The 23,693-nt window shown below is 43.8% G+C and carries 15 protein-coding genes; 5 read left to right on the top strand and 10 right to left on the bottom strand.

Annotated elements, in window-relative coordinates:
* The first annotated feature begins 53 nt into the window (after window positions 1–53).
* On the top strand, window positions 54–776 hold the full coding sequence (locus tag AQUSIP_RS00740; RefSeq protein WP_197737802.1) for a ZIP family metal transporter: 723 nt from the start codon (window positions 54–56) through the stop codon (window positions 774–776).
* Window positions 777–783: 7 nt separating this feature from the next.
* Here AQUSIP_RS00740 and AQUSIP_RS00745 read toward each other — a convergent pair whose 3' ends face one another.
* Both AQUSIP_RS00745 and AQUSIP_RS00750 read right to left on the bottom strand, forming a co-directional pair.
* Window positions 784–3,474: a cation-translocating P-type ATPase gene (locus AQUSIP_RS00745; RefSeq protein WP_114835076.1), complete on the bottom strand. Its 2,691-nt coding sequence runs from the start codon at window positions 3,472–3,474 to the stop codon at window positions 784–786.
* Window positions 3,471–3,743, bottom strand: a complete 273-nt coding sequence (locus AQUSIP_RS00750) for a cupin domain-containing protein (RefSeq protein ID WP_114835075.1) — start codon at window positions 3,741–3,743, stop codon at window positions 3,471–3,473. The genes AQUSIP_RS00745 and AQUSIP_RS00750 overlap by 4 nt, the downstream gene beginning before the upstream one ends.
* 261 nt (window positions 3,744–4,004) lie before the next feature.
* Here AQUSIP_RS00750 and AQUSIP_RS00755 point away from each other — a divergent pair, with 261 nt between their 5' ends.
* Window positions 4,005–5,948, top strand: coding sequence for an aconitate hydratase (locus AQUSIP_RS00755; protein ID WP_114835074.1), 1,944 nt, complete (start codon window positions 4,005–4,007; stop codon window positions 5,946–5,948).
* 31 nt (window positions 5,949–5,979) lie between these two features.
* Entirely contained in the window at window positions 5,980–7,179 is a 1,200-nt protein-coding gene (locus tag AQUSIP_RS00760) for an ABC transporter permease (protein ID WP_114835073.1), read from the top strand.
* A gap of 100 nt (window positions 7,180–7,279) precedes the next feature.
* Here the strand turns inward: AQUSIP_RS00760 and AQUSIP_RS00765 are convergent, their stop codons facing one another.
* The 8 genes from AQUSIP_RS00765 to wrbA form a co-directional block, all read right to left on the bottom strand.
* The gene (locus AQUSIP_RS00765; RefSeq protein ID WP_232058605.1) at window positions 7,280–8,407 is read right to left on the bottom strand and encodes an IS4 family transposase; all 1,128 of its coding nucleotides are present in this window, start codon (window positions 8,405–8,407) and stop codon (window positions 7,280–7,282) included.
* Window positions 8,408–8,761: 354 nt separating this feature from the next.
* Window positions 8,762–9,049: a GIY-YIG nuclease family protein gene (locus AQUSIP_RS00770; protein ID WP_114834286.1), complete on the bottom strand. Its 288-nt coding sequence runs from the start codon at window positions 9,047–9,049 to the stop codon at window positions 8,762–8,764.
* 28 nt (window positions 9,050–9,077) lie between these two features.
* A complete protein-coding gene (locus tag AQUSIP_RS00775) occupies window positions 9,078–9,806 on the bottom strand; it encodes an ATP-binding cassette domain-containing protein (RefSeq protein WP_114834285.1) in 729 nt (242 codons plus the stop codon).
* Window positions 9,803–10,684 (bottom strand): ABC transporter permease subunit, encoded by an 882-nt coding sequence (locus AQUSIP_RS00780; RefSeq protein WP_114834284.1) that lies wholly within the window; start codon window positions 10,682–10,684, stop codon window positions 9,803–9,805. The genes AQUSIP_RS00775 and AQUSIP_RS00780 overlap by 4 nt, the downstream gene beginning before the upstream one ends.
* Window positions 10,685–10,712: 28 nt before the next feature.
* A complete protein-coding gene (locus AQUSIP_RS00785; protein WP_114834283.1) occupies window positions 10,713–11,687 on the bottom strand; it encodes an ABC transporter substrate-binding protein in 975 nt (324 codons plus the stop codon).
* A gap of 418 nt (window positions 11,688–12,105) precedes the next feature.
* A complete protein-coding gene (locus AQUSIP_RS00790; RefSeq protein WP_170131791.1) occupies window positions 12,106–12,492 on the bottom strand; it encodes an F-box-like domain-containing protein in 387 nt (128 codons plus the stop codon).
* A gap of 130 nt (window positions 12,493–12,622) precedes the next feature.
* The gene (locus tag AQUSIP_RS00795) at window positions 12,623–13,282 is read right to left on the bottom strand and encodes a polysaccharide deacetylase family protein (protein WP_114834281.1); all 660 of its coding nucleotides are present in this window, start codon (window positions 13,280–13,282) and stop codon (window positions 12,623–12,625) included.
* Window positions 13,283–13,284: 2 nt separating this feature from the next.
* Window positions 13,285–13,911: an NAD(P)H:quinone oxidoreductase gene (gene wrbA / locus AQUSIP_RS00800; RefSeq protein WP_114834280.1), complete on the bottom strand. Its 627-nt coding sequence runs from the start codon at window positions 13,909–13,911 to the stop codon at window positions 13,285–13,287.
* A 441-nt stretch (window positions 13,912–14,352) separates the two neighbouring features.
* On the opposite strand from wrbA, the gene AQUSIP_RS00805 reads away from it, so the two are divergent.
* A complete protein-coding gene (locus AQUSIP_RS00805) occupies window positions 14,353–22,050 on the top strand; it encodes a two-partner secretion domain-containing protein (RefSeq protein ID WP_170131790.1) in 7,698 nt (2,565 codons plus the stop codon).
* 136 nt (window positions 22,051–22,186) lie between these two features.
* Entirely contained in the window at window positions 22,187–23,410 is a 1,224-nt protein-coding gene (locus AQUSIP_RS00810) for a dual specificity protein phosphatase family protein (protein ID WP_114834278.1), read from the top strand.
* Window positions 23,411–23,693 lie beyond the last annotated feature (283 nt).

The raw sequence follows: 23,693 nt of genomic DNA on the forward strand, positions 1-23,693 counted from the left end.
AAAATGGAACGATCAGAGCTTTCAATAACCGCGATTCAATGCTGTAAAAAATAATGCACATCCTTTACTGGATTGTTATTTTCGGGCTGGCAATGAGTGCTATAGCCTTGGTGGGGGCGGTAACATTACTTTTGCCAGAGGCTATGTTTAAAAAACTTATTATGCCGTTAGTCAGTCTGGCTGCAGGTACGCTAATTGGTGGAGCTTTTTTCCATCTTTTACCCGAGGCGGTAACAAAATTAGGAAATATAAAATTTGTTTATTTATGGCTTGTGCTGGGATTTATTTCCTTCCTGATGCTCGAGCAATTTCTACATTGGCACCATTGTCATCGGTCCCTTATACGGCATCATCCAGTGAGCTATCTCATTTTGATTGCTGATGGCATACATAATTTTATAGGTGGGTTGGCGGTTGGAGCAGCATTTATTATTGATATAAAACTTGGAATACTTACCTGGTTTATTGCTGTTGCACATGAAATTCCCCAGGAGCTTGGCGATTTCGGCATTTTGATACATAGCGGCTGGATGAAAAGATCCGCGTTAATTTACAATTTTATATCGGCAATCACATTCTTAATTGGTGGAATATTTGCTTACATTATTTCGGAGGAAATTAATGTGGCGATATTGCTTGCATTTGGCGCGGGGAATTTTATATACATTGGCGCAGCAGACCTTATTCCTTTAATGCGAAGTAAGTATCTTTATGATCAAATATTGCAGTTTGGTTTTTTCACGATAGGTGTTTTCATTATGTATATTTTAACTTAATGCTTATTCATTTTTTATTCGATATTATCCGCATCAACCATTTTTCTAATTCGATTATCAGAAAAACAACAAAAGAAATTGAAAATAGAGCAATCCATGCGCCAATAGAGATTGATTTTGTCGCGAATATCATCTGCATGAATGGCAGATAAGTAAAGCCAATTTGAAAAACTATCACTAATCCGATAGAAATAAGAACAGGCGAGCTTCCAAGCACGCCTTCTCTGTTTAAAATAGAGTCATAAATTTTTCGACAATTTATCAAATAAAATACTTCCATCAAGACTAATACATTAACGACAGAAGTTCTTGCAAGACCAATAGTTGCACCCTGCTTTGTTTCGTAAGCAAATACACCAAACATAACAAGCACAAATAAAAATGAAACGAATATAATTCGCCATAGTAAAAAACGCGAGAGTAACGTCTCATGGGGATCTCTTGGTTTGCGTGACATGATATTTTTTTCTGTTGGCTCGAACGCAAGGGCTACGCCAAGTGTTACTGCTGTGACAAGATTAACCCATAGAATTTGTAGAGGTGTGATTGGGAGTGTATAACCCAATAAAATGGCAATAAAAATTGACAACCCCTCTCCAGCATCATTAGGTAACAAGAATAGAATAAGTTTTTTTAAGTTGTCATATACTGTTCGTCCTTCTTTAACGGCTTGTGTTATTGATGCAAAATTATCATCAGCTAGCACAATTTCGGCGGCCTCTTTTGCAACATCCGTTCCTTTTAGTCCCATTGCAATACCAATGTCTGCGCTTTTTAATGCGGGCGCATCGTTTACGCCATCGCCGGTCATGGCGATCACATGGTTATGTTGCCGAAGCGCTTTGATCAGACGTAATTTATGTTCAGGCGTTGTTCGTGCATATATATCAACGTCGTTTACTTCTTTTGCCAACAAAACGTCATCCAATGCGTCCAGATTTTCACCTGTTAAGATATGATGGCTGCTAATGCCAATCTGTTTGCCTATCGCAAAGGCGGTTTCTTTATGATCCCCTGTGATAATCTTGACGCAAATCCCGGCTTTTTGACATTGCGAAACCGCATGGTGAGCTTCTTCTCGCGGAGGATCGGCAATCCCTATTAAGCCCAAGAAGATAAGATTTTTTTCTACATCTTTAAACAAGAGATTAGTATGCGCTGCTACTGTAGGTCTATATGCCAGAGCCAGGACACGCATTCCATTTTGGGCAAGCTCGCTGATTTGTGAATGCCAAAACATTCTGTCAATAAAAACTTTTTGCTGATTTTTCAGTTGATGTGAACACATTTCTAATATTATTTCGGGCGCCCCTTTGACATAAATATAAGCGCGCCCTTTATGGTCATGGTGCAAGCTAGCCATAAATTTATGTGTCGATTCAAAAGGAATAAAATCAATTTTGTGACATAAATTGACCTCATCTTTATAATCGATGCCTGCTTTAAGCCCTAAGGATAATAAAGCGCCATCCACTGGATTGCCGTATAAATGCCATGATTCGTTTTCTTTATATAAGGAAGCATCATTGCAAAGTATTCCCGCTTTCACCAGTATTAGAAAATCATTATGTGCGTCCAAATTAACTTCTTGATGATGCAGTAAGATCCTGCCATTATCATTATATCCACTTCCTGTAACAGAATAATGGTGATCGCCTGTTATAATATGCTGTATTGTTAATTCATTTTTTGTAAGCGTGCCTGTTTTATCGGTACATATCACTGTAACAGAGCTTAATGTTTCTACCGCTGGTAATCGACGAACAATAGCCCGATGTTTTGCCATGCGCGTAACGCCTATAGCCAATATAATGGTCATGACGGCTGGCAAACCTTCTGGAATTGCAGACACAGCAATAGCTACAGCGGCGATAAACATTTCATCAACAGGATATTGTCGAATAAAAACGCCAAATAAAAAGATGGCAAATGAAAAGAGCAAAATAGCTACTGCTAGCCAGCGTGAAAATACCGCTAATTGTCGAATTAATGGCGTAGTTAATTTTGGAACGTTTGCAAGCATTAGAGATATCCGGCCGATCTCGGTTTCTTTACCGGTTGCGATAACAACGCCGATAGCCGTGCCGTAGGTAACTAATGTGCCGGAATAAGCTATGGAAAATCGATCCGCAAGCGCGACATCTTCTGGCACGGCTTGGCTGCTTTTATCTACAGGCAATGATTCGCCTGTTAATATTGCTTCTTGAATCTGTAAATCTTTAGATTTAATTAACCGCAAATCAGCAGGTACTTTGTCTCCGGAATGGAGTAATACGACGTCACCCGGTACTAATTTGTTTGCGTGTATGCGTAAATTTTTACCCGCACGAGTCACATGAGCTTGTGGAGGCAGCATTTGTTTTAATGCATCAATTGCTTTTTCTGCTTTGCCTTCTTGAATAAATCCGATCAAGGCGTTGAGAAAAACAGCGCCTAAAATAACTCCTGTATCGATCCAATGTTGTAAGGATGCAGTAATGATAGAAGCAATCAATAAAACATAGATAAGAACATTATGGAATTGATTAATAAGTCGACGCCATAAGGTATATTTTTTTTCAATAGAAATTATATTTGTGCCAAATATCTTAAGGCGTTTCTCCGCTTCATCCAAAGTAAGTCCGTTCAGGCTGGTGCTTAACTTTTTTAGAACTTGATCTGTAGATTCAGCATGCCACTTTGCTTTGGAGAAATTCATTTCAAGAATACTTCTACAACGATAAGCTCCAATACAGTCTTAGCTAAAAGATCGTGTTCATCGTGGGGTGTAAGCTCAACGCTCACGCCGGGTCTGATCGCGATTGCTTCTGCGTTTCTTGTTAGAATACCCTCTCCTTTAACGGGAATAATAGTAGTTAATCCTCTTGACTTGTGCGTGGGTAAAACAGCGTCTTTTTCTAAGGTTAATTTTACAATGATAAAATCAGGTTGTTGTACAATGATTTCACGCTGATAAGTTCCTTCCATGATTTATGACTCCTTTACCATAGCTTATTTAATAAATTTCAGCTGAATCTATGAATAATTAAAACATATAACTAACGGGAGTATTACCATTTTTTAGTAGCGAGTCAGTCCGTGCTCTCTTAATAGACTTGCTAGTTACTGGAGAAAACCCGCTTAATAATAACTCATTGATTACATGTTTGATTTTTGCATGTCATTCTTCTGTCGAAAATCAGTTAAAATAAATGAACATGAAAAGATCTTTGCAAAGGAGTTGCGCTCATGCCCTTCAATGTTACGCAAAAGCTTATTCAGTCCCACTTGCTTGACGGCAGTATGGTGCCTGGCGAAGAAATAGCCCTCCAGATTGATCAGACGCTTTGTCAGGATGCGACAGGGACGCTGGTAATGCTGGAGCTGGAAGCCATGGGGCTTGACCGGGTCAAGACTGAATTATCTGCGCAATATGTAGACCATAATCTGATTCAGGAAGATTATAAAAATGCAGACGATCATCTGTTTCTGCAAAGTGCCGCTAATCGTTTTGGTCTGTGGTTTAGCCGGGCGGGGAACGGGGTCAGTCATCCTGTTCACATGGAATTTTTTGGCAAACCCGGCAAGCTTCTGGTGGGCTCGGATAGCCACACTTGCGCAGGCGGTGCGATGAGTATGCTGGCGATAGGCGCGGGTGGGCTGGAGGTGGCGATGGTCATCGCAGGGCATCCTTTTCATGTCAAAATGCCCCGCGTTTTTGGCGTGAAACTGACAGGAAAGTTGCCCGAATGGGTGAGTGCCAAGGATATCATCTTGGAAATGTTGCGCAGACACGGCGTAAAGGGCGGTGTTGATTGTGTTATCGAATATCACGGCCCCGGACTTAATCATTTGAATGCCTGGGACCGCCATGTGATTGCCAACATGGGGGCTGAATTGGGTGCGACAGGGACCGTCTTTCCTTCAGACAAAGAGACGTTGAAATTTTTACAGGCACACGGCAGAGAAGCTGACTGGACAGCCCTCTCGGCAGATAAGGGCGCCAAGTATGACCTTCACGATGAGATTGATTTATCCACACTGGAGCCATTGATAGCTCTGCCTTCCAGTCCAGGGAATGTGGTGCCGGTGCGGGAAGTGGTAGGCCGTGATGTTTATCAGTCGTATATTGGTTCTTCAGCCAATCCCGGCTATCGTGACTTTGCTATTTCTGCTCTGATGCTGAAAGGAAAGCACGTGAATTCTTCTGTCTCTTTTGATGTTAATCCTGCGTCCAGAAACATGCTGGAAGAGTTGGCCCGAGACGGGCTGCTGGCGGAGCTGATTCATGCGGGCGGGCGTATCCATCAGGCTGGCTGTAATGGCTGTATTGGTATGGGACAGGCGCCGGCTTCGGGGCGGAACAGTCTGCGTACTGGCCCTCGAAATTTTCCTGGCCGGTCGGGCACCAAGGAAGACAGTGTTTATCTTTGTAGTCCCGAGACTGCGACAGCCTCTGCATTGGCAGGCAAAATCACTGACCCGCGCGATCTCGGCATGGCATACCCTAAAATAAAGGTACCCAAAAAAAATATTGTCAACAAAGCGACCATGCAACCCCCGCTCCCACAAGAAGAGGCAAGAAAAATAAAACTGGTGAAAGGGCCCAATATCGCCTCCTTACCTGCTTTGGAACCATTACCGGATCAGATTAAGGCGGTTGTCGCTCTGAAGGTGGGTGATAACATTTCAACCGATGAGATCCTTCCTGCCGGTGCGCGTGTGCTTCCGTATCGCAGTAATATACCCAAAATCAGTGAATTTGCTTTTGATATCATTGACGAAACATACGCAAAGCGTGCAAAAACCCTGCGTGATGAAGGGCAGCGCCATGCCATCATCGGGGGAGATAATTATGGACAGGGATCCAGCCGCGAACACGCAGCGCTCGCCCCGCGCTTCCTTGGTCTGCAGTTAGTGATCGCCAAGAGTTTTGCGCGCATTCACTGGGAGAATTTAGTAAACTTTGGTGTATTGCCGCTGACATTTGCGAACCCAGAGGATTACCAGCGTATCAAGCAGAATGATGTCATTATTATTGACGACGTGATCAGCGCCATTCGAAGCGGAAATGATTTGACAGCATTGATAGAAGGTAAAAATGAAATACGCCTGCGCCATCGTTTGTCAAAACGGCAAATCGAAATACTGCTGGCAGGCGGGTTGATTAACTGGGTGAAAAAAAGCAGCTAAAACCAAACAATAAACAGAGAATAACATCCACATGAAATTCGTTGAACATGCCCGTGAGGGGCTCTTCAATCTTTATTTTTCCAAATTGCGCTCACTGCTGGCGCTGCTGGGCGTGCTGGTTGGCACGGCGTCTGTGGTAGCAATGGTGTCAGGCGGGGAACTTGCGACCAATGAAGCCCTCAAACAGTTTAAGTCATTAGGAACGGATCTACTGGCGGTTTCTATCAATTCCACAAGTGAAGAAAATCAGGGAGCCGATGGCAAATCAGAGAATTTGACCCTGGAGCAAACATTTGGATTATCGGCAGCGGATAGATCGATTCTGCAAGTGGCACCCTATACGCAGTTATTCTATCCTGTTTTCTATGAAGGCAATCCACTTAACGCCATGATTCTGGGCGTGTCAGACAGTTTTGCGGATATTGTGCAAATCAAACTGCAGTCAGGCAGATTTATCTCGCTCGCGGATCGGTATAGTTTTTATTGTGTGATTGGCCGTGATATTTATGAAGCCATGAAAAAGGTTTCGTATAAGGATCCATTAGGTCAACAATTACAGATCGGCAAAAATATTTTCACGATTGTCGGCGTTGCGGAGGCATGGCCGGAAAACAGTTTTGTGTATGCCAATATTGATACTTCCATACTGGTTCCCATCATGGCATCCATGGCGATAAGCAAATATGCCAATATTAGCAATATCATTATGCGGTTGTCGCCACAGGCAGACATAGCGCGCGTGGAAGAAAATGTGTCCAGGGCGGTCAGCAGCGAAATATCTGGCAAACAAGTCACTTATCGGAGTGCAAAAGAGCTTATTGCCAAGATGAAAAAACAAAGTGATATCCTCACTGTTTTTCTGGGCTTGATAGGCAGTGTGTCACTGCTTGTGGGGGGTATTGGAGTCATGAATATTATGCTGGTATCGGTGACTGAGCGCCGCCGTGAAATTGGCATACGCCTTGCGGTGGGCGCGAAACGCAAAGACATTGGTACGCTTTTTTTGATAGAGGCGGTGATGTTATCGCTGCTGGGCGGTGTGCTCGGTGTGCTCATCGGTATCCTCATTGCTTACGTGATAGCAGCGCTTTGGCATTGGGAATTTACCCTGTTTTTATGGCCGCCATTCGCGGGTTTTTCCGTCTCCGTTGCGGTAGGCATTTTCTTCGGTTTTTATCCGGCATATCTCGCTTCACGGCTTGATCCCATTGAGGCATTGCGCTCGGAGTAAAACTTGAGTTGAGCGTACTTGCCTCGATTAATAGGATTGTTGACAATTTCACTGAGGCTGTCATCCTGAGCGCAGCGCACTACTGTCCGGTGAACCTGTATCATAAATAAACAGGTCTCCTTGAAATTAAATAAATAGGAGGCTTGTATTGTCTATTGCGATATTCTGCAACATGCAAATTATGTCTGATCCAGACTAAAACGAGATGTAATGAACGTTTCTCATTTGAAACATTTTTAAATATTTGTATCAATATAAAAGCAATCAAGGCTGTTGCTATTTGAATTTTAACCGCATTAGAAGATCGGCCCAGAAATTTTTTAAGTCGAAGATTTTGCTTGATCCATTTAAAAAATAGCTCTATTTCCCATCGGGCTTTATAAAGCTTAGCAATATTTTCTGCTGGTAAATCTTTCAAGTTAGTTACCAAAATAAGAGGAGTTTTTCCTTCTCTTTTTACACTTATATATCTCAGCGTCTCGCTATATTCCATGCGTTTTCCACCACGTGGAACTTTATTTGAAATTCTAAAAAGACAATCTTGTAAGATGGGTTCGCGAGTATTTTTTTGCCGGCTTTCTATAACAATGGCCGCATTCTTCTTTAATCGAGTCACAAAATAAGCCTGCCTTTTGTTGATGCTCCACCACCAATTGTAATCGTAGTAACCTTTATCAAACACATAAAGGGTGTTTTTAAGGATTGGCCATTTTTGTCCCATCGTCGCATCATTACAATTTGGATGACTCAACTTCATCCTTAAGGGCAAATCTAATCCTAAATCATATTCAACATGTAGTTTTAATCCTTGTATATGCCGAGTCGCATATTGCTTTGACCACTCATCGTACCCTTGGCCTCTTAGCTGTATCGGGCTACTATCTAATATCCTGATTACTTTTTTTATTTCTTTATGTTTTTTCCTGGGTAACAAAGACATAAGCTGTTCTAATATCCAAAAGAAACTTTCGGCTGGTCGTTTTCGATTGGCATCACTTAAGGTCGAGCGTTTTACTTGCGTTTTTATACCAATTTTTTGACTGTTTATCGCAACCTCTAACGTGCGTAAGCTTTTAATTTCATTAATATGTGCATAAATCATCGTTTTTAAATGTTCAAATGTATTAAATGATTCATAACGATGATCAGATCGAAAGCGTTCTATACATTCCTTCATTAATTTTTTTGTAACGGGTTTTAATAATCGTTGAAAAACGGTATCTTTCATCAGTTCGTCCTTGGTGCTAAATGTGGTGTTTAGCGCGCTATCATAGCGCTTTACCAAGGACGATCAATTTTTAATCTGGTTCACCGGACAGTAGTGGAGCGCAGCGAAGGATCAGCTTAAATTCTCCATTAAGGTAATTTTTTAATGCGCAACCATCCTTAGAGAAAATATAAGCATTGGAATTCTTATCATGGTGAATATGAATTGGATAATGATCCTTCGCTACGCTCAGGATGACAATGCAGCGCTTTTTATCCGGCCTATTTCGCTTAAGGGTTAATCTCGGAGCGAAGCTTGATAGTGGCTGTTAACCATTCACTGAGGCTGTCATCCTGAGCGTAGCGAAGGATCAGCTTAAATTCTCCATGATAATGATAAATCATCCCAACCTGGATTACTTTCTTCAATTAAAGCAATTTTTTTAATGCGCAACCATCCTTTCAGTTGCTTTTCTCTAGCAATGGCATTTCGTACGTCCGTTGTTGTTTCATAATAAACAAGCTTTATTAGATTATATTTTTTTGTAAAACCAATGAGAAGCTTATTTTTGTGCTCATATAGTCTACGTTCTAAATTATTGGTAATGCCTATATACAGGGTTTTTGCTTCATTAGATAAAATATAAACATAATAATTTTTCATTGAAGTCCTCATGATAGTGGATATGTGCTTAATAATTAGCTACCAAATCTTCTTTTCTTAGAAAATCCGTTTTGTCCAATGTCTTATAAATTTTTCCATCTCGAAGAACCAAGATGCGGTTGCCATATTGCATGGCAATATTGAGATCATGTGTCGTCATGATGCAGGTGATATGGTGCTGCGTAATCATTTTTTGCGTCAGCGCCATGATTTGATCCGATGTTTTAGGATCAAGCGCGCTGGTATGCTCATCCAGCAATAACAGTGAGGGCGGTTGCAGAAAGCAAAGGGCAAGGGCGAGTGCCTGTTTTTCGCCGCCTGACAATTGCTCAATAACGACATCCAGTTTGCGCGACAGGTTAGCGTTATAGTCAGCTAAGTATTGAATTAAAAAATTACGTTCAAGTTTATTGCTTTTTTTGAGCAAGCCTGAGAATTGCTTCATCAATAAATAATTTTCATAGATCGTTAGTGAAGTAAATAGTGAATCAGAACAATTTTGTGTTAGTACGGCAACATCGCGACTGAATGTTTTTGCTGGATATTGCATGATGGGTTTGCCCATGAAATTAATCTGCCCACTTGAGGCTTGATAATCGCGGTGCAGTAATTTCAGTAATGTGCTTTTACCCGATCCGTTACTGCCCAACAGTATTATAAAATCACCGTGATTAACCTCATAATTAATTCCGTCAAGAATGGATCTGCCGGCTGCAGCAAAATTTAATGTGACATTTTTTAAATTTAAAATTGTCATGATGCGTTACCTGAGAGTGTGGGTTTGACGGCTGCACGTAAAAAGAAGATCAGGACAATACCTAAAATCATTTTGAGATAGATGGGATCGATATCAAGTCGCAGGAGTGCATTGAGTGAAAAGAAATACAAAATTACGCCTATTAAACAAGCTATAAATTCAGCGCCTGATCTAAAATGAGGTTGTTTGGTCACGCTGCGCAAAATCTGTTGTCCCAATATGATGGCACCAATACCTGTTAAGGTCATTCCTAACCCCATGCCTATATCGGCATAACCTACAGTTTGCGCTGTCAGGCAACCTGCCGCAGCGGCGAGCAGGTTCGTCAGTGCAAAGCCAAGCAGGCGATACCTTTCTATATTTTTTCCCAGCCTTTTTAACAGCGCGGGGTTATTACCAAACGCACGCAAGCTAAGACCGAAATGAGATCGCATCAGGCTATAGGCGATAGCGCAAAGAATAACTGTATAGAGACCTGTCACTATCCATCCCATGGTATTGCTTTGCGCAAAGGCAAACGAAACCAATGTGGTTTGTGACAGTAGATTGATGTTGGGTTTGCCCATGAGGATCAGGTTTAAGCTGCTCAGGATAAACGTTGCCAGCACACCAGCAAGAAGCGGATCTACGCGACCTCCTCGCTGGATGGTGGCCACCATCATGCCCGCCAGCGCGCCGCCCAGGAGAGCGGCGGTTGCGGCGACAGGCGGTGAAAAACCCAGCGTTACCAGGCGGGCAAAGATGGCTGCACCCAGTACAAAACTGCCGTCAATCGTCATATCGGTTGCACGCAGCACGTTGTAGCTAATGCTGATGCCGAATGCGAGCAGCATAAACGGAATGGATTGGGTGATGATGACATTTAATAAATCGAGCATGCGTGTATCTCCAGTTACCGGATCATCATTATTCCATTTCAATCTTATAATTTAGTTTTTTCGCGGCGGCCTGAATCGCAGCAGGGGACTGATTTTCTTTTGCAAGCGCAGCAGTATTCATGAAAACTGTCAGGCGCTTCATATCAACAATAGGCAGGCTGCAGACTGGTTGGCCGGATAAAACGGCGGCGGCGAGTTTTGCGCCTTCCACACCAATTTCGCGCTCATGTACACCCAGTGCGAAAGCTGCGCCATCCTGTACGGAACCCTGGTCAGCCGTGATGAGAGGGATGTGATGTTTCTGTGCTGCGATTTCCAGTGTACTGATGCCGCTTGCGATGAGAATATCTTTTAGTACCAATATGCCCTGCGTGTTTTGCGGTAGCGCGTTAGCAACACTGTAGAGCTCATTCAGCGTGGGCACCATCACAGGCTGGATGTTTATTCCCATTTCTTTGCCGGCTTCGACAGCGGCTTTTACTTCCGGAAAGATTTTGTCAGAAGCGCTATGCACTAGTGTAAGCTGTGTTAATTGAGGATAAACTTCATGAATGAAGGCGATTGTTTGTCGCGGCGATATTTCATCATGCACAACGGCGATGTTGCACGTTTTGCGCTGCAGTCTGTCTTGCTGTGAAAAATTCGCGGCAAGACTGATAATGGGTTGTTGCTGAATTAGCGCAGCAGACATTTGCGTTGCTACTGTTCCAATGGGAGCGATAATGTCATATTTTTCATCCCGCATTTGCTGAATGATAGCGCGTTGCACGTTCATGTCGCCTTGTGCATTAGCTATTTTAAATTTAACGGGCACAGAGGATGTTTTGCGTAGCGTTTCTGTGAAACCGGCGACAATTTCATCCAGTGCTTTATTTTCAAGCGGGACAACAATACCCACTTTCTTTTCATGAGAAGAGGAGCCGCATCCAGCTAGGCTGATCAATAAGCAGGCTAGCATAGCTGATAGCAGCAATAGTTCTATCGTTCGGGTCAATATTTTCATGGCAGTTTCTCTCGTCAATCAGTTTTAAAGTTATGTCTGGGTAAAAAATAAAAAATTAAAAAACAGAATGATGCGCCGGGCGGCGCCAGCGAGAGACTGCCCTAGCAATGCCAAGAAAGTAGTGATGACACAGTTTGTTTTGATTCAGGTTCTGATGAAACAAGGGAGACATCCTCCAACACATTTACACGCCAACATAACACGGTAACGACCATCCCGCCCCCGGAGAGGCAGGTAAAACGGTTAGCGTCGCCACCGCCAGCAATGTAATGTGTTGAAAAGGATACTGATTTGCATAAACACTTCCAAAGTTATGGGTATAAGATACAAATAAAAGTAGGCAATGTCAAAAATATACCTGAGTGAGCTTAACTAAATCTTAACCAGAGAGGGCAATTTTTGACAACACATCCTAATATCAAGCGCCGTTTTTCTGTGGAAAGAAGAGAGCCAATGATTCATCGAATGTTTCATCGTCAGATGAAATCTTAGTTTTATTTTTCTTGGGGAAAAATGAAAAAAGTAAATACTCACTGCGACCCAGGATCCGGTCTTTTTTAAGTGTTTGTTTGATTGACAGGGTAAATTCAGCGACTTCATGCTCAGGCCGTAGAAACGGTTTCCATAAGAAATTATCGCTCGCCAGTATATTGACACTTTTCGATACGGTGCAAAGTTTCAGCAATTCTTCAGGCTTCAAAAAGGAAAGAATCTGAAAAGTGATTTCGATTGGAAACGGCAAAAAATTTTTAAAAATGTCCGCATCCACTTGTTTGATATTGGTTTCTGAAGAATGAGAAAGCATAGGATTTTTCATCAATAAAATTAAAAAAACAACTATAGATGAATCAAATTAATAGAATATTAAGAAAGATAAAGACGTATTCAGGCATTCATGCTGTTGAAACACCATCTTAATGTTATAAAAGGTTTTTTTACCCGCAAATGGTGCTAAATCCTAGGCCTTTTTTCTTGATGGCTTCAATGATGGCGGGCAAGGCCGCGACCGTTTGTTCGCGTTTGTCATAACCATCGTGGAAAAGAAAAACCTGTTGTGGATAAATATTTTTTGAAATCCAGTCAATGATTTTTTGTGTGCCCGGGCGTTCATAATCAAATGAGTTAAAACCCATGGAAACAGGCATCATGCCATTTGCGCGAATCACTTCTCTTACGTGTTCGTTAGACATACCAAATGGATAGCGCAGGCACAAAGGCTTTTTACCGATAATTTTTTCAACGATAACATTCGGTGTGGCGACTTCATATTGTAGCGTGTGGTTTGATAATTTAGTCAATTTGGGATGTGTCATGGAATGACTTGCCACCACATGGCCTTGTTCGTAAATGGCTTTGACCATATCGGGGTACAGTTTTGCATTGGCGCCCACCACAAAAAAAGTGGCTTTAATATTGTATTTTTTCAGAATGGCGAGAATTTGTGGTGTGTAAATGGGATTGGGACCGTCGTCAAAGGTTAGAGCGACCGTGCCTGGCAGGGGTTTGGTGCGCGTGAGGGGAGCTTGTTTTCCTTCTGCATAGCATGTAAATGGCAACAGTAAAATGAATAAGAAAGCCAGATACCATTTTGCCATGGCTATTTACTCCTCCCCTGTTTTAAAGCCTTCGCTATTTCCGCGACATGCTTGCCCTGATAGCGCGCCATGGCCAATTCATTTTCAGAAGGCATTCTTTTCCCTTCGCCGGCAATGGTTGAAGCACCATATGGCGTGCCGCCAGAAATTTCCTCCATGGTCATCTGCCGTCTTTCGGAATACGGCAATCCAACAATCACCATACCTAAATGCAGCAACGTTGTGTGAAAGCTGGTGATTGTCGTTTCCTGGCCGCCGTGCTGGGAACCGGTGCTGGTATAGACGCTGCCTACTTTGCCCACAAAGCTGTTCTTCATCCAGAGACCGCCTAATTGGTCGAGAAAGTTTCGCATTTGTGAACACATATTGCCGAAGCGGGTGGGTGTGCCAAAGATATAAGCATCTGCCTGTGTCATTTGATCTACTTGAATGATGGGGATATGGGAGTACGCTTTTTGCGCCTCTTTGGCTCCGCTTTTTTCCAGAATTTCATCCGGAACCAGCTCGGGCACGCGATAGATGTCAGCTTCTACGTCTTTCACTTCCCGCACACCTTCCGCTATGGCTTCGGTCATGCGGTAAATGTGACCATACATGCTATAAAAAATGATCTGCAACTTGGTCGCCATCCCTGGACTCCCTGTATAAGACGTTGATCTGTAACTAATCCTATCATAATAAATTCTCCATTCTTAAATAAATGTTTTCTTATGCCAAAAAAGGACTAAATTTGAACTATAGTTGAAGTAAGGTCAAAAATTGATCATCATTTAGTCTGATGCAGCTAGTACGCATGATCACGCTGGGTGATGGAGTTGAAGCTTTTCTTTTTACGCAAGTAGATGAAATTTAAAAGTTATTGGACGGAGGAGATGCTTTTGTTGCCTAGTCCGTCCAAAAACCTTTCTCTCGAAAAAACCAATTAAATCTTTTTCTTAAATCGCAATTGTCTAGTTTATGACCTATAGTTATCATATAGGACATTATTTGTCCTGTTTATTAGATGATCAAAAAAACTACAAAAAAAGAATAATTTAATAAAAAGATTACGCTAATATGAGGGACGGATAGTGGAGCTCTTACCAGAAACGCGAGTTTCGTGGAGAATATCATTAAAAAAGATATTCTTACAAACCGCCCAGGGCAGTTTATTGGGCAGTCTGCTTTTTTTTGCGATCCCAGCTGAACCCGTTTTTTCAAACCCTCAGGGTGGTGTCATCGCAGCAGGCAATGCCACTATCTCTTCTCCTGCTCCCCATACCATACAAGTCAATCAGTCCAGCCAGAAAGCCATTATTAACTGGCAAAGTTATAATATCGCGTCGCATGAAAAAGTTCATTACCAGCAGCCGAACAGTTCCTCTATCGCGCTCAACCGCATTAACCCGCAGAATGGTCCTTCCAGTATCTTTGGCTCGCTGACTGCGAATGGTCAGGTCTGGCTTGTGAACCCGGCTGGTATCTGGTTTGGTCCCTCCGCCTACGTGAACGTAGGCGGGCTCCTTGCCACGACTGCCAACATTAGCGATCACGATTTTATGTCCGGACATTACCGCTTTATACAATCGCCGGAATGGCATGGCGCGGTGATTAATGATGGCATCATTAAAACAGCGGAAGCCGGCCTGGTTGCGCTGGTCGGTTCGGGAGTGGTGAATAATGGTTACATCGAAGCAAAATTGGGTACGGTTGTTTTGGCAAGCGGCAGTGAATACACACTGAATTTCAGCGGTAATAACTTAATTAGCTTCACCGTTGATGCTGATACGTTTCAAGCCGCACAGGATCAGAATGGGAACTCGCTCAAGGATGCGGTGAAAAATACGGGGACCATTGTTGCAAACGGCGGTAAAGTTGCGATGACATCGCGCACCGCCGGACAGGTATTGGATAATGCCATTAATATGGCGGGTATTGTAGAAGCCAAATCGGTAGGCATGAAGAATGGTGAAATTATTTTGACGGGCGGCGATGAAGGCAAGGTCGTTGTGTTAGGCAAGATGATTGCATCGGGCAAGCAGGCCGGTGAAAAAGGCGGCACCGTCAAAGTGACAGGCAAACTGATTGCGGTAGTCAATGAAGCAGAGATAGATGCGTCAGGCGATAAAGGTGGGGGTGTCATACTGATTGGCGGTGATTATCAGGGCAAGAATCCATCTCTTCAAAATGCCGAACGTACTTTTGTTGGCAGTAACACAAAAATTCAGGCAGATGCCTTGACCAAGGGAAAAGGGGGCAAGGTCATCTTGTGGGCAGATAACGATACACGTTTTTATGGCGTAATTAGTGCGCGCGGTGGTGTACAAGATGGTGACGGTGGCTTTGTTGAAACGTCCGGAAAAGAACTGCTAGAAGTGGGCGGTAAGGTCGATGCCAGCGCGCCTATGGGGACAGGTGGTAACTGGTTGCTTGACCCGCGGAATGTCACTATTAGTATATTAACCGCAGGTGGTGCTTTTGCCGGCGGCGACCCTGATATCTTTACACCAATTGCTAATAACGCAACAGTAGCGGCTGCCACTATTAACGCTGCACTTGATATAGGTGTCAGTATTACGATTAATACGGGCACGGATGGTACGCAGGCAGGGAATATCACCGTTAGCGAGGCGATTACTAAATCCCTTGTTTCCCTGCTGACACCGACGCTGACATTAGATGCAGCCGGATCTATTATTGTAAACAACGATATCTCAGCAACAAGCGGCAGTTTGAACGTCGTCTTCACGGGTAGCAGTGTGACGATTGGGAACACGGCAGACGCGACCATTGCCACCAATGGAGGATCTTTTCTTTCTACAACGCAAAATGCGTTTAACATGGGCAACGCAGGTAATGTGACTGCGGGCATACTGAATACCGGCGCGGGCAACGTTACCATTAATGTAAATCAGGATGGTTCAGGTACAAATGGTTTCGTAATGAACGAGGGCAGTTCCATTACGACTACCGATACATCTGCCAGCGCAGTGAGTGTCAACATCAATACGGCTGTGGGCGGTTCCGGTGCGGCAACGCTTCGCGACATTACAACCGGGAGCGGTGGTACGGTGATCGTAGCGACCAATATCGGTGATAATACGACAGGTGGTGATATTTCATATGGCGGAACAGGTACGGTTGATGTGGGAACAGGTACGGTTTCACTGACGACGCCAAAAAGCAGCGGTAGAAATATTGGTACAGTAGCGCTTCCCATTCAAATCAAAGCAGGAACGTTAAATGCCACCACAGACAGCGGCGGCATTTTTATTACCAATACAGGAGCGTCGTCGTTAACAGTCGATACACTGCAGGCAGTCAATGCTTCCGATGTGGCGAACGGTGTGGCGCAAATTATTTCCAATACAGCCATCTTGCAAGGTACTAACCCGGTTAATATAACAACGCTGACACTAAAGACATTGAATGACGCAGGTGCTGCGATCACATTTACCGATACGAATAATAAAGCGACCACCATCAATTTGCAGGCGCGCAATGCGGCTGACACAGCCAATGCGGCGGGTGCGATCAGCTATAGAGATACAGATGGTATTGCGATTTCAGGTATTAACACAGGCAGTACACTGGATTTGATCGCAGGCGGATCCATTACGCAATCAGGCGCCATAACGGTTGCGGGTACGCCAACTTTTACTGTCGCCGCAGCCAGTTCGGATATTTTACTTAGCACGCAAGCCAATGATTTTGCCACGACGCCTGTGTTTACGAGCAATAGCAATATTCGCGATCTGGGTCTGCGAAATATTTCTGCAAGCGCGGCTGTTCCTGTTCTGCCAACGGGTATGCGTAACCTTGCGCTGACGTTCGATAATACCGCCATGACGTTGCCGGGCGTGACGCTGACAGGTACATTGACGGCTTCAGCAAGCGGTGCAATTACCCAAACAGGCGCCCTAAGCGGTACAACACTGACAGCAAAAACGCTCAATAATGCTGGCACGGCGATTACACTGGCTAATGGTAGCAATGAGTTTGCTACGATCAATCTGCAATCCCGCGATGCAGCTGATATGGCGGATGCGGCAGGCATTATTCAATATACTGATGCGACCGGATTTAATATCACTGCCCTGCATACCACATCGGATGCAACTATTATGGCAGGCGGAGCTATTACGGATAGCACAACCGCAGGCGCAATTATTGGTGGCACAGCAACCTTTGACGCGGGTTCAAGCAATATTACGCTGAATACGGCAACCAATGATTTTAATACAGTCATCGTTACAAGCAGCAACAACACAACGTTGGTTGATGCGAATGCATTAAATATGGGCGCATCTACTATAGGCGGAACACTGAGTCTAACAACAAGCGGCAATATAACCCAGAGTGGATTGCTTTCTGTCGGCGGAACAACAACGCTTAATGCAGGTGCAAACAATATTACGTTGGATACTTTTACAAATGATTTCAATACAGTGACAACAACAAATGGAAGTAATGTTAAATTGAAAGATGCAAACACAATTATATTGGGCGCCTCCACGATCACAGGCACGTTGGATGTAACGGCGGGCGGATCCATTAGCGAGAGCGGCATCTTAACTGTATCAGGTACACCAACTTTTACGGTGACCGCAGCAGATTCCGATATTTTATTAGCTAGCCGCGCAAATGATTTCAATACAACACCTATTTTCACAGATAATGGCAATATTCGTGATCTAGGTTTGCGTAATGTTAATGTGGGTGCCGTCGTTCCCATCTTGCCTGCGGGTTTACGCAATCTTACACTGACGTTTGACAATGCGGGCTTGACGCTTCCGTCTGCTAGCTTGACCGGCACACTAACTGTAACTGCTGCGAATGCAATCAGCCAATCGGGTGCGTTATCTGGAACGACATTAACGGCTGAAACACATAATGATGCAGGAGCCAGCATTACGCTTGCCAATAGCGTAAACGATTTTGCAAATATTAACCTGCAATCTCGCAACGCTGCAGATAATGCTGATGCAGCGGGTCCAATCCAATATCAGGATGCAAACGGGTTCAATATAACAGGGTTGCGTACAACAAATGATGTGACCTTAACTGCTGGAGGGGATATCAATGACAGTGGGACGTTGATAGTAGGCGGTACGGCTACCTTTGCAGTAGGTGCAGGTAATGATGTTATTGTAAACACATCCTCAAATGATTTTAATACAGTGGCTGTGACGAGCGGCAATAATGTAAATTTCCGTGATGCAAATGCGTTGATATTAGGCGCCATCAATGTAAGCGGCACATTGACGACACAATCAGCCGGCGCGCTGACACAAAGTGGTATCGTCACAGCGGCAGGAGCAGCTACTTTTAGGGCAGATGGGCCAAATGATGTTACCCTTACGAATGCAGGAAATGATTTCTCAAGCGTTGGCATCACCGTCGGTAATAATATTGCACTGACTGATACAAACAACCTTGTTTTAAATACTTCTACCATTTCGGGGACATTGGACGTCACCGCGGGTGGATCCATTAGTCAAAACGGCGCGTTAACCATAACGGGCACACCCACGTTTACAGTTACGGCTGCAAGTAGCGATATTTTACTGGATACGGCCGCCAACAATTTTAGTACAACACCTGTTTTTACCAGTAATGGAAATATACGCGATCTAGCCTTGCGGAATACCAATGCAGCCGCTGCTGTGCCGAGTATACCGGGAGGTTTACGCGATTTAACACTCACATTTAATAATGCTGCCATTGCTTTTCCTGCTATGACGCTAACAGGAAACTTGATGGCAACTTCTGGCGGCGCAATGACGCAAAGCGGAGCGCTCATTGTGCCGGGTACTACGACGCTGGTTGCTGGAACAGGAAATAATATTACATTGGATAACATAGGAAATAATTTTGGCACGACTGCTATTACAAGCGGAAATAACGTAATGTTAAGGGATGCCAATGCGCTGATACTAGGAATGTCAACAATCAGTGGAACGCTGGATGTGACAACGAACGGTGCACTGACGCAAAGCGGCGCATTGGATGTCACAGGACTCACTACTTTAGCTGCAGGCGCAGCGAATAATATTGTGTTGGATAATGCAGCCAATGACTTCAGTGCAGTGGCTATCACGGATGGCAATGATGCCACAATACGTGATACTACTGCACTGGTAATGGCTGCATCTAATTTAACGACCAGCCTGACATTAATTTCAGATGGTGCACTAACGCAGAGCGGAGCGATTACGACGCCAGCTTTAACTGCAAAAACGCTTAACAATGCTGGTGCTGCTATTACTTTGGATAATGCCGCCAATGAAGTGAGTACGATTGATTTGCGCTCTCGTAATTCAGCAGATACTGCAAATGATTCCGGAATTCTTACCTTTGTGGATGCCAGTGGTTTTGATATCGCCAATCTTGCAACGACGAATGATATTAATCTGACAGCAGGTGGTGTGATTTCAGATGGCGGTAGCATTTCAGGGAAGGTGTTAACTACTTCTTCTGTTGGGGGAACAATTTTAGACGCAGGCCACGCTGTAACGAATTTCAATGCTGCAAACAGTGGTTCTGGCAATATTCAACTTAACGTGACCACGCCCAATTCGCTGACGATCAGCGGTATTTCTCAAGCAGGTGGTGGTAATGTATTAATCGAAAATGACGGTAATATTACCATTAGTGGCGCAGTGGCAACAGGCGGCGGTAATTTTAATGTAATGAATGCAGGATCATTGGCAATCAACAATACTGTCGATGCCGGCACGGGGAATGTGACATTGACAAGCACAGGCGCTATTTCTGATTCCGCACTAGGTGCTGTTACGGCAACATTATTAACTGCAAAAACCATTAACGATTCTGGAACAAATATTAACCTGAACAGCGTAGGTCATGTCGTCGATCAAATTAATTTACAGGTGCGAAATGCCGCAGATACCGCCGATGCGAATGGTACCATCACCTATTTCGATAATAGTAACGTGGATGCGGCGCTTATTCGCACATTGGGATCAGTGACGCTGGTGACGGGTGGAGATATTACGCAAAGCGGATTAATGACTGGCTCATCCTTGACGGCAAGAACGGAAAATAATACGGGTGCAGATATTATTCTGACCAATGCAAATAATTTATTTAGCAGCGTTAACTTGCAAACACGAGACGCGACCAATACAGCTGATGCGGCGGGTATCATCCAGTATACCGATTCAGGTGTTATAAACATTTCAGGATTACGCACGCTGAGTAATGCGACAATTATTGCCGATGGATCTATTACGGATAGCGGAGCGGTTATAGTGGGCGATACTCTTACAACTACTTCTACGGCAGGAATCATCCTGAATAATGCGAGCCAAATTAACGCATTTAATGGCACAAGTACAGGTAGCGGCAATATAACATTTACAAACAATTCTGTCCCGTTAACTATAAAAGGATTATCCCAGGTAGGCGGCTCAACGACTTTTAGTAATACGGGCGATGTCACTATCAGTAACGGAGCTACTTTTAACACGGGTGGCGGCACACTGACATTTACGGTTACTTCGGGCGAGCTGATCGTAGGTAATGGCACAATGGTGACGACAGGCAACGGTAATATGACAATCACCGCGAATGATCTTGATTTAAATAATACTGCTGCATTGAATGGCGGCACGGGTGATGTCACCATTAGACAAAATATTGCTGACGGCAGCATTGGTCTTGGAAACACGGCAGGCTCCATGACTATCACGGGCGCTGAATTGCAGCGTATCACGGCAAATGACTTGACACTGAACGCGCCGAGTAACGGCCAGATTATCGTGAATGGCATTACAGCTGCGAATAATACAAATATTGCAGGAACAGTGACGCTCAATGCGACTGCAGGCACAAATGGTTCAATCAGTTTTGAAACAAGCCCATCCACTTTCAAGCGATTAACAGTCAACGCAGATGATGGGATATCCGTCACTAAGAACATCACGACCAGTATAGGCAACCTGGATCTCGATGCCGATGCAAATGGCGCAGCCGGGGCGAATGATACACTGACATTGGGCAATGTGAATCTCACGGGAGCCGGCAGCCTTGCGCTTAGCGCCGAAAATGGCGGGATTCTGCTCACTGGTTCACCCACGTTGACTGCGAACGGTATCACGATTAATCATGCGGTCAATGGTGCAAAAAATCTCACATTAGATGCAGGTTCAACAGGCGACATTACGATTAATGCGAATTGGGGTAACACCTCACGACTAGGAACATTGAGCGTCACGAATGTTCAAAACCTCACGAGTAATTCCACTATCCGAGTCTCATCCTATTTACAAAGTGGGGGAGTAGGTGTTACCCAATTTAATAACGGTGGGCTTGATGCAACAGGCACGGCAAGCGTAGTGGCTAACCGGTTGCTGGGTAATTTCACGTTGAAAAATTTTACCATTAATTTGAGTACAGGCAACATGTTTGGCACCGTCAATGGACGGTCAGGCGCCAATGCCATTCGATTAATGACAGTGCTCAATGCACTGTTCCCCAATAGAATATTTTTTGACGGCATTGATATTTATACAGTCCTTCGCCCAACACCCACACCTACACCCACGCCTACACCGGCTCCAGTGACGCCGACCGCGCCTGCGCAACTAGTTTTTCCAACCAATTATGAACCCGCAACCGTCAGCCTCACCGGCTTAACACCGACGATAGCAAATAAATTGTTAAATGAAACACGTCCGGGAACGCCTTCTCTGCACAATATTATAAAAAGTTCGGCTACATGTGTCAGTGTCAGCCCCGATATTGAAATTTGCTCGATATGGTAATGCAGGATTGTCCAGTATTTGTGGTCATGGTAAATTTTCGCAAAGTTAGTTCCTTCATGCAAGGCATGATACAATTCTAAATCCTTATGCTGGCTACTCCACACAATCATTAATCTTGATACTGGGATTGAATAATATGGACCCGAGATTGCAAACCACCTATTCCACGTTGGATACATTGTTACCTTATTACACATTAAAGGATCCTACGCTCCTGGAAGCTATTTTCTCTGAAGGATCGCGTATTCTGACGGAAGTCATCACATCCATGGGATATGCTAATAAGTGCGATAAAATCGCAAAGAATCTTTATTTGGGCATGCTGCCAGGTTTTGGTAACTATAAGCAAATCATTGCGACGGCCGAAAAGGACGGCGCTCCTTTGGGCATGGTATTGAGCGTTGTTCCAATCTGGCAATTATCAGGCATTAAAGTAGATCCGCCAAAAGTTTGGAAAGATGAAAACGTCAAACAGGTTGTTCTTCCTATTCCGGATTTTACTGCCGAAGCTTCCAGCGACGACATTATGACGGCAGTGCTAATGATGCGGGATTGTGTGCAAGCAAATAAATCGGTGCTGGTACATTGCAAGGCTGGCAAGTCGCGCAGCGCCATGGTTTGCCTAATTTATTTATATTTTTTTGGCAGGGACGAAAACTTAGGGTTGAGCGGCAGGATTCAGGATATAAAACAAGACATACAAAAAATTGCGGTTTATCTTAAGCAAAAACGGTTACAAGTAGATATTCTTAATCCGCAGCTTGAAAAGGCAGAAGAAGTTATTTCTTATATGAAACAAAAACAGCTGGAGAACAAGCTGAATTATAATCAACCAGAAATAGCAACGCAGGAAAATGATAAAATCGATCTGTCAAATATTAAGGAGGAGTTGAAAAAATTAATCTGGTCCCCGCAAACCAAAAAAGAGATCGTTCATCTTCATTCCTTCATTAAGCTAGGCCATTATGCACTCTGTAACCAAAATTCTTCGCTAAAAAAAGCGGTTAATCAACTCGCCTATTATTTAAATATTCAGGATGAGCAAAAGGATTCACTTCAAACAAAATGCGTCAAGGATGCTTTTATGACGATTTACAATGCATCCGATGAAAGCTGGTATCTGGACTTAGTTGGCGGAAAAGGGCCGCTTAAAAAACTGGTTGAGATAAACGACAGCTATTCTTTTTCGTTATGGAGCAATCTGGAAGATAAAAAAGAACGGGAATCATTGAGGGCAGAGTTTGTTGAAGAATTAACCGCTTATTTTGCCGAGCAATTAAATTGTCCTGTCTCGGCTATAAAAGAAGCAGCTGAGTTGCTCGCGAAAGAAAGGAACCAGCTTCAATATGAACATAAATAGTTTTTGCTTGGCAAGGTTACCTATTTTGCTGATGAAGCTGTCACCTGTCATTGCAAGCGTAGCGAAGCAATCTAGGCCTCCTTCGATATAACCGCAAAAAATAAGAAAAAGCGTTCACAAAGCTGTCATCCTGAGCGAAGCGAAGGATCTCCTTTTGTACATCGGGAGATCCTTCGCTTCGCTCAGGGTGACAGCATTATCGAGCATTTTGAAAAATGGCCAAAGCCCAGAAAATCTGGATTGCTTCGCTACGCTCGTTCAAGTGACAGCTTCATCAGCGAAA

The organism is Aquicella lusitana (genome assembly GCF_902459475.1).
GTDB lineage: Bacteria > Pseudomonadota > Gammaproteobacteria > DSM-16500 > DSM-16500 > Aquicella > Aquicella lusitana.